The 11,830-nt window shown below is 66.1% G+C and carries 10 protein-coding genes; 5 read left to right on the top strand and 5 right to left on the bottom strand.

Annotated elements, in window-relative coordinates; translation table 11 throughout:
- Nucleotides 1-103: 103 nt before the first annotated feature.
- Nucleotides 104-634, top strand: a complete 531-nt coding sequence (locus U0042_RS13870; RefSeq protein WP_114810290.1) for a GNAT family N-acetyltransferase — start codon at nt 104-106, stop codon at nt 632-634.
- A 22-nt stretch (nt 635-656) separates the two neighbouring features.
- On the opposite strand, the gene U0042_RS13865 is transcribed toward U0042_RS13870, so the two are convergent.
- The 3 genes from U0042_RS13865 to U0042_RS13855 form a co-directional block, all read right to left on the bottom strand.
- The gene (locus U0042_RS13865) at nt 657-1,574 is read right to left on the bottom strand and encodes a cytochrome c oxidase assembly protein (RefSeq protein ID WP_114810291.1); all 918 of its coding nucleotides are present in this window, start codon (nt 1,572-1,574) and stop codon (nt 657-659) included.
- Between the two features lie 24 nt (nt 1,575-1,598).
- Nucleotides 1,599-2,075, bottom strand: coding sequence for a copper chaperone PCu(A)C (locus tag U0042_RS13860; RefSeq protein WP_114810292.1), 477 nt, complete (start codon nt 2,073-2,075; stop codon nt 1,599-1,601).
- A 78-nt stretch (nt 2,076-2,153) separates the two neighbouring features.
- Nucleotides 2,154-2,846 (bottom strand): SCO family protein, encoded by a 693-nt coding sequence (locus U0042_RS13855; RefSeq protein ID WP_419150515.1) that lies wholly within the window; start codon nt 2,844-2,846, stop codon nt 2,154-2,156.
- A 506-nt stretch (nt 2,847-3,352) separates the two neighbouring features.
- On the opposite strand from U0042_RS13855, the gene otsB reads away from it, so the two are divergent.
- Together otsB and otsA are read left to right on the top strand one after the other, a co-directional pair.
- Complete coding sequence (gene otsB, locus U0042_RS13850) at nt 3,353-4,105, top strand: trehalose-phosphatase (RefSeq protein ID WP_114810294.1); 753 nt, start codon at nt 3,353-3,355, stop codon at nt 4,103-4,105.
- A 79-nt stretch (nt 4,106-4,184) separates the two neighbouring features.
- A complete protein-coding gene (otsA, locus tag U0042_RS13845) occupies nt 4,185-5,642 on the top strand; it encodes an alpha,alpha-trehalose-phosphate synthase (UDP-forming) (protein WP_198665261.1) in 1,458 nt (485 codons plus the stop codon).
- A gap of 45 nt (nt 5,643-5,687) precedes the next feature.
- Here otsA and U0042_RS13840 read toward each other — a convergent pair whose 3' ends face one another.
- Nucleotides 5,688-7,523 carry an ABC transporter ATP-binding protein gene (locus tag U0042_RS13840; RefSeq protein ID WP_114810295.1) on the bottom strand — a complete coding sequence of 612 codons (1,836 nt, stop codon included), beginning with the start codon at nt 7,521-7,523 and terminating at the stop codon, nt 5,688-5,690.
- Between the two features lie 692 nt (nt 7,524-8,215).
- Here U0042_RS13840 and U0042_RS13835 point away from each other — a divergent pair.
- Nucleotides 8,216-9,280, top strand: coding sequence for a glycosyltransferase family 4 protein (locus tag U0042_RS13835; protein ID WP_114810296.1), 1,065 nt, complete (start codon nt 8,216-8,218; stop codon nt 9,278-9,280).
- 230 nt (nt 9,281-9,510) lie between these two features.
- Complete coding sequence (locus tag U0042_RS13830) at nt 9,511-10,401, top strand: hypothetical protein (RefSeq protein WP_114810297.1); 891 nt, start codon at nt 9,511-9,513, stop codon at nt 10,399-10,401.
- Nucleotides 10,402-10,424: 23 nt separating this feature from the next.
- Here U0042_RS13830 and gudD read toward each other — a convergent pair whose 3' ends face one another.
- On the bottom strand, nt 10,425-11,783 hold the full coding sequence (gudD, locus tag U0042_RS13825) for a glucarate dehydratase (protein WP_114810398.1): 1,359 nt from the start codon (nt 11,781-11,783) through the stop codon (nt 10,425-10,427).
- Nucleotides 11,784-11,830 lie beyond the last annotated feature (47 nt).

The following is an 11,830-nucleotide window of genomic DNA, read 5'->3' as shown; positions in this document are numbered from 1 at the left end:
CCGCGGCGAATGTCCGCGGGCGCAACGCGGCGTCCGGGCGGCTCTGCCCATTGCCCGGCGAGCACGGCATAATCGCGTATTCCCGCAGTGTTCCGAACGTCCCATGGCCGAGCAACCGAGCATCCCCGAGTTTCCGCAGGTCGAATGGCGCTGGAAGGCCTTCGACGACCTCACGACCGTCGAGGTCTACGACATGCTGGCCGCCCGCGCGGCGGTATTCGTGATGGAGCAGAACTGTCTGTACGGCGACATCGACGGCCTCGATACGACCGCGTGGCATCTCTTCGCCTACGGCGTCGATCCGGCTGAAGCGGACGGAGCGGCCGAAGGTGCCGCGAAGAGCGTCCGTCCGAAGGTGGCGGGTTATCTGCGCGTGCTGCTGCCCGATGCATCGGACCCCGACATCCGCATCGGCCGGGTGCTCACGACTGCGCCGTTTCGCGGTATCAAGCTCGGCAACGCGATGCTGGACCGCGCGCTTTTTCATATTCGCGCGCAGTGGCCTCACGTGCCGATCCGGCTCCATGCGCAGGCGCATCTGCAGAAGTTCTACGGCGCCTTCGGGTTCGAGCCGATCTCCGAAATTCACGAAGAAGACGGCATCCCGCACGTCTGGATGCGCTCGGCGGGCTGAGCGCTGTCCGGCGCCGCCGTCTTCAGGCGCCGCTCTTCGCCGTCGCGGCGCCGGACTCGCCGGTGCTTTTGCCGACGGTGTCGCCGTCATGACGGGCCGCTACCGGCGTGGTCCCGACCCGTTCCTCGCGCAGCCGCGCACGCGCCGATAGCCGCATCCAGTGCCGCAGGGCGAGCACCGCGCCAATCACGCTCATCATCGATCCCGGAATCCACAGCAGCAGCCCGCCGATCTGCTGATCGCGCAGCGGACTGAGCCACGTGAACGCGCGTCCGCAGATCGAATAGATCGGATAAAGCTCACGCGGCGAAAAGAAGATGAACGCGCCGAGCACGATCTGCGGCGGAATCGCGGCGATCACCACCAGCACGCGCCGGCCCGGCGAGAGCCGCGCGGGCGGCGCGGGCCGCGAGTCGAGCACGAGCCACCAGAACATCAGACCGTCGATCACCATGCTCCAGTTCATGACGCGATAGAGCCGCCAGTCGAGCATCGCCATGAAGTGGATCGGCGAGAGCAGCCAGAAATAGATGAGCCCCACGAACAGCACGACGGCAACAACCGGATGCATGACGACGTCCACGACGGCCCGCACCGGCCGCGCCGCAAGCGCCGGCCGCACGAAGCGCTGTCGCCACGCGAACGGAATGCCGGCGCGCAACGCGGCGCCCGGGTAGGCGAGGGCGATGAAGAACGGTCCCAGGTGATGCAGCACGAGATGCTGCGCGCGGTGCATGAAAAACTCATGCTCGAAGAAGTAGTCGAGCCGTGTATGCAGCGCGACGTAGAGTCCCGCGAGGCCGAGCCAGAACGAGAAGCGGCGCGCCATCGACACGCGGGCCTTGCGCTGTCCGCGCACGAACAGCACCGCCGCGACGACGATGGCGATCACGACCGTCGGCGACGGCTCCCAGGGTTCGAGCCAATAGAGCAGATTCATCACGATGTCAGCCGTGCCTGCCGCTCACTGTGCGCCGGTGGGCGGCTTCACCGGGAACGCGGTATCGAGCGTCTCGCCGTCCGAGAACTTCAGCTTCAGATGCACGATGCTGCCCGGCATGATCTTGTGCGCGGGCTTCTCGAGCATGAGGTGATAGCCGCCCGGCGCGATCGCGACGGAGCCGTGCGCGGGCACCGTGAGCTTGTCGACCATCACCATCTTTTGCGTGGAGCCGTTCGATACCGTCTGATGCAGCATCGCGCTGCCGTAGTCGTCGCTCGAAATGTCGAGGAGATCGACCGGCTTGTCGCTGTCGTTGGCAAGCGTGACGTAGCCGGCCGCCGGCAGATTGTTGGGTAGCCAGCGCACCCAGGCGTCGCGTGCGGTGAGCGCGTGGGCTTCGGCGGCCAGGGCCGGGGCGCCGATGAAGACGGCACCGAAAAGCGCGGCCAACGTGGCCGCGCGAGCGTGGGAAGCAAGCAATGGATGGCGGATCGACATGGTGAGGTGGGTGGGCAAGGGAATGGGCTTGGCTTCAGTTGAGCGGTTCAGTTAAGCGGCGCAGAGAAAACGAGCGGCTTATGACGCGGACGACGCGGATTCGATTACGCGCCGCACGTCATGCGCGATAGCATCGGGCGAGTCCTGATCGGTGGCGATGAGCCGGGCCCGCCCTTGCGCATCGAACACGTAGACCGCGGAACTATGCGTGACCTCGTAGTTGCCGTTGGGATCGCGCTTTTCCATCTGATAGGCCACGCGGTAGCGCTGCGCGATGGATTCGATCTGGCCGTCTGTGCCGGTGAGGCCGCGGGCGTGCTCGGCGTCGAAGGCGGCGACGTAATCGTGCAGGGCACGTGCGGTATCGCGGGCGGGATCGACGGTCACGAAGAGAATGCGCACCTTCTGCGCGTCGGGGCCCAGCTTGCCGATCACTTGCATGAGCCGCGCCATCGTCTCGGGGCAGACGTCGGGACAATGCGTGTAGCCGAAGTACAGGAGCACCGTTTGCCCCTTGAATGCCTGCGCGGTGGTGGGCCGGCCGTCGTCGCCAGTCAGCGAGAAGGTCAGGTCGGGCAGATGTCCGCTCACGTTCGTAAGCTGCCAGGGCTGGCTGTCGCGCGAGCATGCAGAGAGACCGGCAAGCGCTGCCGCGAGCACGAGAGATGCTACGACTCTGTGCCGGCGCGGTGGTCGGCGGGTGGGCGGGTGCCGCGAACCTGGGCGGTTGCCGGCTCCCAGTTTGTTTCCAGGTGCAAAGATGGGGAACAAAGGCGTGTCCGGAAGTTCGATCTTCAGTGCACCGCCGTGGTGGCGAGCCCGCGTTGGCCGTTGCTTTAGCTGAGCCTCGGCCGACTAACTGACGTAGATGGCGGTGCGCAACGATGCTGCGGAGTGGCGCAGTGAATGCGACGGCTTGTCGCGTCCTGGCTGCGACTCTAGCAAAAACGGCTCCCCGCTGCCTTGCAGTGGCCTTTCCGGGCGCGCAAAAGGCGCTGAAAAGGCGGGGAAAGCAGGAGGCGGCGAGGCAATTTGCCGCAGGCGGTGCGCGCGCCGTGAGCGCGGTGAAAGGCGCATGCAGCCCGATTGTTCGGGATCTGCATGGAAGCGCTCCCCACGGCGCTCCACCCGCCACGACACCCCGCGCGCTCGCGTCGTCGCTTCGTCGTGCAAGGCTCTTCAGGTTCGCGCCGGACTGACGTGGTCGAAAAATTGTCTGATGCGCGGTAAGATTCGCTCACTTTTCCGGCGCACGGCGCCGAGAGGCCAGAAAACAGATGCAACTCCTTCCTGCCGTGGTCACGCCCTCCCAGACGGCATTCTTCTTCGATTTTGACGGCACCCTCGTCGAACTGGCCCCTACGCCGGACGGCATTCTCGTGCCCACCGAAATGGTGTCGCTGCTCCACGACCTGCGCCGTCTCTCGCATGGCGCGGTGGCCATCGTGTCGGGGCGCGGCATCGACAGCATCGATTCGTTTCTCGGCATTCCCGACCTGCCCGTGGCGGGCATGCACGGCGCCGAGCGGCGTGACGCGAACGGCGACACCCAGCGCATCGGTTTCAACGACGAGCGCCTGCTGCGCATGGAGCAGGTGCTCGCCGACGTGGTGAGCCGCAATCCCGGCATGCTGCTGGAGATCAAGGGTGCCGCGCTCGCGCTTCACTACCGCAACGCACCCGAGCGCGAAGCGGTCGCCCGCGCGGCCACGGAACGTCTGGTCGCCGACTATGCCGGCGCCTACGTGTTGCAGCCCGGCAAGATGGTCTACGAGATCAAGCCCAAGGACGTCGACAAGGGCCGCGCACTGCGCGCCTTTCTCGACGAGCCGCCGTTTGCCGGCCGCACGCCGCTCTTCGCCGGCGACGATCTGACCGACGAGAAGGGCTTCGCCGTGGTCAACGAGCACGGCGGACTCTCTATCAAGGTCGGTGCCGGCGATACCATCGCTCGCGCGCGGGTCGAGTCGGTCGACTCGCTGCTCGCCTGGCTGGGCTCGATCGTCGCGCACGCCCAGGGCGCGGCGTGAGCTTGCGCGTCGCGGTACGTTGCGGCCTTCGCCGCGTGCCCGCGTCGCTCCATTTGTCTTCGTACGGAACCTGCCTTTCATGAGCCGATTGATCATCGTGTCGAACCGCGTGGCGCCTATTTCGGAGGGCGGCCCTGCGGCGGGCGGTCTGGCCGTCGGCGTCTACGACGCGCTCAAGGAAACCGGGGGCATGTGGTTCGGCTGGAGCGGCGACGTGCTTTCGTCGGGACAACTGGAGATCCAGCTCGAAGAACGCGGCCCTGTGACATTCGCGACCATCGGCCTCTTGAGGCGCGATTACGATCAGTACTACCGAGGCTTCTCGAACGCGACGCTGTGGCCCGCGTTTCACTACCGCGCCGATCTGATCCAGTACGATCGCCACGACTTCGAAGGCTATTGCCGCGTCAACACCTGGCTCGCCCAGCAACTGGTCCCGCTCCTGCGCCCTGACGACGTGATCTGGGTCCACGACTATCACCTGATTCCGTTCGCCCAGGCCTTGCGCGCGGCCGGTGTGAAGAACCGCATCGGCTTTTTCCTGCACATTCCGTTTCCCGCGTCGCAGGTGCTGCTCGCGGTGCCGCCGCATCGCTCACTTGTCGAGGCGCTCTGCGCGTTCGATCTGCTCGGTTTCCAGACGGCGCCCGACCTGCGCGCGTTCTGCGACTACATCGTGAACGAGGCGGCGGGCGCGGTGGAAGTGCGGCCCGACGGTCTCACGAGTGTGCGGGCGTTCGGCCGCACGCTGCGCGCGGGAGCCTATCCGATCGGTGTGTATCCGGACGAGATCGCCGAGCTGGCGAAAGCCGGCGAGCGCGGCAAGCCGGTGCGCACGCTCAAGGCGACGCTGCATTCGCGCAAGGTCATCATGAGCGTGGACCGGCTCGACTACTCGAAAGGGCTCGTGGAGCGCTTTCGCGCATTCGAGCGGTTGATCGACCTTGCGCCCGCGCAGCGCAATCAGGTGTCGTTCCTGCAGATCGCCCCGCCCACGCGCGCGGATCTGCACGCGTATCAGGACATCCGGCTGCGGCTCGAAGCCGAGTCGGGCCGCATCAACGGGCGTTTCGCCGAACTGGACTGGACGCCCATCCGCTACATCCATCGTCAATACGAGCGGTCCGTGCTGGCTGCGCTCTTTCGGGCGTCGCACGTGGGCTACGTCACACCGCTGCGCGACGGCATGAATCTCGTGGCGAAGGAATACGTCTCGGCGCAGGACCCGGAGAATCCGGGCGTGCTGGTGCTGTCGCAATTCGCGGGCGCGGCGCAGGAACTGGGCGGCGCGCTCATCGTGAATCCGTTCGATATCGACGGCATGGCCGACGCGCTGGCTATCGCGCTTGCGATGCCGCTCGAGGAGCGGCAGGCCCGCTATCGGGACATGATGGCGCAGCTGCGCGAGAACAACGTCTCGGTATGGCGCGACAACTTCATGCGCGACCTGGCGCGTGCGGGCGAGCGTAGCGAAGATGCTGTGCCGCCCGCGGCGAGCGACGGGCCCGTGCCACAGGTGCCGCTGGCGGCAGAGTAGGGACTGGAGTGGTCGATGCGCGTCGCCGGACGAGGCCTGCCGGCCTCAGGCGACGTGCTTTTCGTTGACCTTCTTGCTGCCCAGATGCAGCGCGGAAGTCTTGCCGTACTGCTTGGCGAGCAGGTCGCGGTACAGGCCCGGGCGCTCGCGCAGCTCTTCGGGGCTGCCGTCGTCGATTACCTTGCCTGTGCTCATCACAATGATGCGATCGAAGTTGTGCAGCGTCGACAGGCGGTGCGCGATGGCGATCACCGTGCGGCCCACCATCAGTCTGTCCAGCGCCTGCTGGATGGCTTCTTCCGACGCGCTGTCGAGTGCCGACGTCGCTTCGTCGAGCAGCAGGATCGGCGCGTCCTTCAGGATGGCGCGCGCAATCGCGATGCGCTGCCGCTGACCGCCCGAGAGCTTCACGCCGCGGTCGCCCACGATAGTGTCGAATCCCTCCGGCATGGCTTCGATGAAGTCGGTGCAGCGCGCCTCGCGCGCCGCCGCGATCACTTCTTCGCGCGTGGCATCAGGGCGGCCGTAGGCGATGTTCTCGTAGATCGTGCGGTGAAAGAGCGAGATGTCCTGCGGCACGAGCGCAATGGCGTGACGCAGGCTGTCCTGCGTGACTGCGGCGATGTCCTGGCCGTCGATCAGAATGCGGCCGCCCTGCGGGTCGTAGAACCGCTGCAGCAGCGCCAGCACGGTGGACTTGCCCGCGCCCGACTTGCCGATCAGACCCACGCGCTGGCCGGCCTCGATGCGCAGGTCGAAGTGGTCGAGAATCGGCTTGCGGCGCGGATACGCGAACGTGACGCTGTCGAACTCCACGCGTCCGCCGGTGGCCACGAGCGTGGTGGCGTCGTTGCGGTCCGGCATGCCGTGCGGCTCCAGCAGTGTCTGCACGGCTTCGGCAAGCCGCGCGATGTGCTGGGTGACGTCGACCAGCGCAACGGCGAGGTCGCGCGTGCCGTGCAGGATCGTGAAGCCGAGCGAACTCACGAGCACGATGTCGCCCGAGGTGGCGCGCCCCTGGTTCCACAGCCACAGCGCCCAGCCGAGCAACCCCGCCGAGAGCAGCGCGGTGATCACGGCGTGCAGCAGCCGCAGCTTTTCGAGATAAAGCAGGCTGTTCTGGCGCGCGTCCATCTCGGCCTTCACGGTGGCGCCAAAGCGCTTTTGTTCGCGCAGCGTCATGCCGAACGCGCGCACGAGCGCCATGTTGGCGATCACGTCGACGAGTTCGCCGTCCACCGACGCGGCGCGCGTGGCGAACTGGTGGTGCCGCGCCGAGCCGCGGCCCGCGAGCTTGTAGAGGATGACCGACAGAATGGCCGAGCACAGCAGCAGGCCGCCCGCCATCAGCGGGTTGACCGTGATGATCATGACGATCGCGCCCATCACCGCAATGCAGGGCGGCAGGACGTTCCACGCCATCGTGTTCTCGGCCGTGTAGACGGCGTTCGAGGTCGCCGTGATGCGGCTCGCGAGCGTACCGGGCTGTTTTTCGGCGTAGTACGTTGGCGAGTGGCCGCTCAGGTACTGGAACAGGTCGCGGCGCAGGTCGCCGGTTACGGCGACGAACGTGTGAGCCGCAACCCAGCCGCCTACGCGCCACAGGAGATTGTCGGCGGCGATCAGGCCCACGAGGATGGCGAACGCGCCCCACAGCGGCCCCGGATGGTTGCGCCCGGCGCCCAGCACGTCGATCAGATGCTTGATGGCGTACTGCGATGCAAGCGCGCAGCCCACGGCCGCGAACACGCTGGCGAGCACGATGGCGTGCGCCAGCGGATGGCGGCGGATGAAGCGGAAAAGGAACGCGAGCGGCCGGTGCGCATAGCTCGCGAGCTTTGCGTTCTGGGCGTTACGCTGGGCGGTAGTCAAATGTTCCAATTGAGCGTGTCGTCGGTCAGCAACGGGTGGTTGGCTACGCGGCCGGGTTGCGGAGATGCCGCAACGGCGAGTGACGGCGAGAGCGGATAGGCGTTCCGGCATTTTAAACGTGCATGCCGCGCTCCGCTGTACGGTTTGCCGCATGGGCCGCGCATCATAGCGCGACAGAACGGCGGGGTGCATGCCTCGTCGACCCGTTGTTGCTGCGGTGGTTCAACACGGATATCGGGGGCAATTAACGTTACAATTACAGATTGCATTCGGTCCCGGCGCGGGGACTTGAGCAAGGCGCGGGCCGGCTGGATGCCGGTAGCGCACCGGACCGCCCGAACAAACCCCGCAAGGGCGGCCGCGGGAGCGTTCCAATCTAGAAGTCTCTTAGAAAACAATGGGTTGCAAAGTGTTTCGGCTTTGTAACAACGTAAAGATTTTGAAATGTTGGGCTCGGCCGAATTGTTGCAGCGCGGATAATACGCCTCGCCTGGCCGGCAAATTACAGAATTTTGAAGAACTGTCAACGCCAGTTCTTTCTGAACGTTTACCGCCGGTGTACCGTCCTGTCATGAGGGCAGACGGGCGCTGCCGGGAATGGGGCTTGCTGCCGGGGATGGCCCGCACAGTCCATAGCGGTGGCCAATCAGTCAACCTGCAGTATTTTTGCCCGATTTATTACGAGGAAGGAGTTCTCCACTATGCGAATCGCTCAAATCGCTCCGTTGCACGAGGCGGTTCCTCCCAAGCTGTATGGCGGCACGGAACGGGTGGTGTCCTACCTGACCGAAGCGCTCGTCGAACAGGGCCACGATGTGACGCTCTTCGCAAGCGGCGATTCGCAGACTTCCGCAAAGCTCGAAGCGTTCTGGCCGCAGGCGCTGCGCCTCGACCCGACCATCCGCGACACGGTCGCGCCGCACATGCTTCTGCTCGAAGAAGTGCGCCGCCGCGCCGATGAGTTCGACGTGCTGCACTTCCACATCGACTATTACCCCTTCTCGCTGTTCTCGCGTCAGCCGGTGCCGTTCGTCACGACGATGCACGGCCGTCTCGACCTGCCCGAACTGCAGCCCGTGTTCAGCACGTTCAACGACGTGCCGGTCGTGTCGATTTCCGACAACCAGCGCATTCCGCTGCCGCAGGCCAAGTGGATGCAGACCGTCTATCACGGTCTGCCGGACAATCTGCTCACGCCGCGCACGGATACCAAGCCGAGCTACCTCGCGTTCCTCGGCCGCATTTCGCCGGAAAAGCGTCTCGACACGGCCATCCGCATCGCCGAGCAGGCCGGTATGCCGCTGAAGGTTGCCGCCAAGCTCGACAAGGCCGACCGAGCCTATTACGACGAAGTGATCAAGCCGCTGATGGCGTTGCCGCACGTCGAGTACATTGGCGAAATCAGCGAAGCCGAGAAGGCCGAGTTCCTGGGCGGCGCGCACGCGCTGCTGTTCCCGATCGACTGGCCGGAGCCCTTCGGTCTCGTGATGATCGAGGCGATGGCCTGCGGCACGCCGGTGATCGCGTTCAAGCGCGGTTCGGTGCCCGAGGTGATCGAGAACGGCGTGTCGGGCTTCGTCGTGGAAGACGAGATCAGCGCGGTGGCTGCCGTGAAGCGTCTGTCGAGCCTGCCGCGCGAGAACGTGCGCAAGGCGTTCGAAGCGCGCTTCTCGTCGAAGGTCATGGCGAGGAACTACGTGGCCGTCTACGAAGAACTGCTGCGTCAGAAGCGTCGCACGGTGCTGCGCGAAGTCGCCGCGGGCTGATCGCAGTCGCGCTTAGGCGCGTTTCGAGGTGCACGTGCTGTTCTGAAGCGCCGCGAACAACGCCCCGTTTGCCTCCGGCAACGGGGCGTTGTTGCGTCTGCGCCGCACTGCGCAGACGGAAAGCATCGCGAAAGGTGTTTTTCGGCACGTGAGGAATGAGGCGCCATCCCAATATCCCTATAATGGCCGTGCCGTAAAAATGCGGCGCCGCACACGACAGGAGAATCGCCTTGACGAGAACGAAACAGACGCGCGCGAACGCGGCGCCCGGCGCGGGCACGCTCTTCGCACTGCGCGCCATCGGTCTCGTGATTCTCGTCCGTTGGCTGTTTTCGATGTCGGAGATGCATCTGCTCTCCGCACTCACCGCCATGGCGTCGTCGCCGTGGGCCTGCATCAACCTCGTCTTCCTGTTCCTGCTGATCTTTTTGCCCGGTGCGCGGGCGCGGGCAGAACGTCCGTTTCATCCGCTGCCCCAATGGCTGCGCCAGGCGCTGCGGCTCTTCGCCTTTCTCGGTTTCCTCTTTGCTGTCTGGACGGTGGGCGCGTTCGTGTGGACGGCGGGATGGCGCCGCGCCGTCCATGCTGTCGCGGATACGAATGGCTGGCTCGTGGCGGCCCCCACGCTTTATGCCGTCGTGCTCTGGATTTGTCGGCCGCGCGCGCTGTGGAGAACCAACATCGCCGCGCGTCGGTTTGCGATTGGCCGCTACGCGGTATCGCTCGATGGGACGACGCGCACCGCGGTGGTCTGGGCAGAAAGCCGCAAGATCGGGCAATACGACGCCCGCGAACTCTCGGTGCGCTGGCCTCGGACGACCCAGTCGCCTGCACCGGCTTCTGCGCCTGGTATGTCTATTTCATCGTTCGCCGCAGGCGTGGGCGAGCCTGGCTCAGATCCCGTTCCGGCCGGTACGGGTGCGGCGCTTCCCCGGGCGGTGCGCGCTACACCGAACCGGGCGAGCCTTGCAGGCTGGGGACGCTGGCCGAGAGTCGAATTGCTGTGGGATTCGCCGGCGGCCGCAGGCCATAACCGGCAGACGGTGTTCCGCGTCCCGCTCGTCACCGAGCGGGACCGCATCGCCGCCCGCGCGCTCGATGCTACCTTGAAGCAGGCGTAGTCGCGCGCGACAGGTGCCAGGCGTTACGCGCCGCGTACGAGGCAGGGGCGCTTGTTGTCGAAGGTCCAGTTCGGGATCAGGTACTGCATCGCGACGCTGTCGTCGCGTGCGCCCAGGCCGTGCTGCTTGTACAGCTCGTGCGCCTTCGCCACCTCGTCCATGTCGAGCTCGATGCCAAGCCCCGCGCGCTGCGGCACCGCCACCTTGCCGCCCACGATCTTCAGCGGATCACGCGTGAGACGCTGCCCGTCCTGCCAGATCCAGTGCGTATCGATTGCGGTGATCTTGCCGGGCGCCGCGGCCGCCACATGCGTGAACATGGCGAGCGACACGTCGAAGTGGTTGTTCGAGTGCGAGCCCCACGTGAGCCCCCAGTCGTTGCACATCTGCGCCACGCGCACCGAACCTTGCATGGTCCAGAAATGCGGGTCGGCGAGCGGAATGTCCACGGACTGAAGCTGGATGGCGTGGCCCATCTGGCGCCAGTCGGTAGCGATCATGTTGGTGGCCGTGCGCAGGCCCGTTGCGCGGCGGAACTCGGCCATGACCTCGCGCCCCGAGTAGCCGTTTTCGGCGCCGCACGGGTCTTCGGCGTAGGCGAGCACGTCGTGCTGGTCACGGCACAGGCGCACAGCCTCGGCGAGCGACCACGCGCCGTTCGGGTCCAGGGTGATGCGTGCCTGCGGAAAGCGCTCCGCGAGCGCGGTGACAGCCGCGATCTCTTCGTCGCCGCGCAGCACGCCGCCCTTCAGCTTGAAGTCGTTGAAACCGTAGCGCGCGTGCGCCGCTTCGGCGAGGCGCACCACCGCGTCGGGCGTGAGCGCCGGCTCGTGGCGCAGGCGCGTCCAGTCATCGGTGGCATCGGCGCCTTCGGCGTAGGGCAGGTCGGTCTTGCGGCGATCGCCGATATAGAACAGGTAGCCGAGCATCTCCACGTCGTCGCGCTGCTGGCCTTCGCCGAGCAGGGCCGCGACCGGCACGCCGAGGTGTTGGCCCAGCAGATCGAGCAGCGCCGCTTCGAGCGCGGTGACGGCGTGAATCGTGGTGCGCAGGTCGAAGGTCTGCAGGCCGCGGCCGCCCGCGTCGCGGTCGGCGAAGCGCCGGCGCATTTCGTTCAGCACATTGTTGAAGGCCCCGATGGGCTGGCCCACCACGAGCGGGCGCGCGTCGTCGATGGTCTGACGGATCTTCTCGCCGCCCGGCACTTCGCCTACGCCCGTGTGGCCGGCGCTGTCCTTGAGGATCACCAGGTTTCGCGTGAAGAAAGGCCCGTGCGCGCCGCTCAGGTTCAAGAGCATGCTGTCGCGACCGGCGACGGGAATGACCTGAAGGTCGGTGACGCGCGGCGCGTCGGTGGGGCGCAGGGAATCGGAAGCGTTCATGATCGGATGCAGTGTGGTGAAAAAACGCGGGAGCAAGGGGTAAAACA

This window comes from Paraburkholderia kururiensis (genome assembly GCF_034424375.1).
Classification (GTDB): Bacteria; Pseudomonadota; Gammaproteobacteria; order Burkholderiales; family Burkholderiaceae; genus Paraburkholderia; species Paraburkholderia kururiensis_A.
The sequence above is the reverse complement of the archived record's forward strand: the minus strand, read 5'-3'. Positions and strand labels throughout refer to the sequence as shown.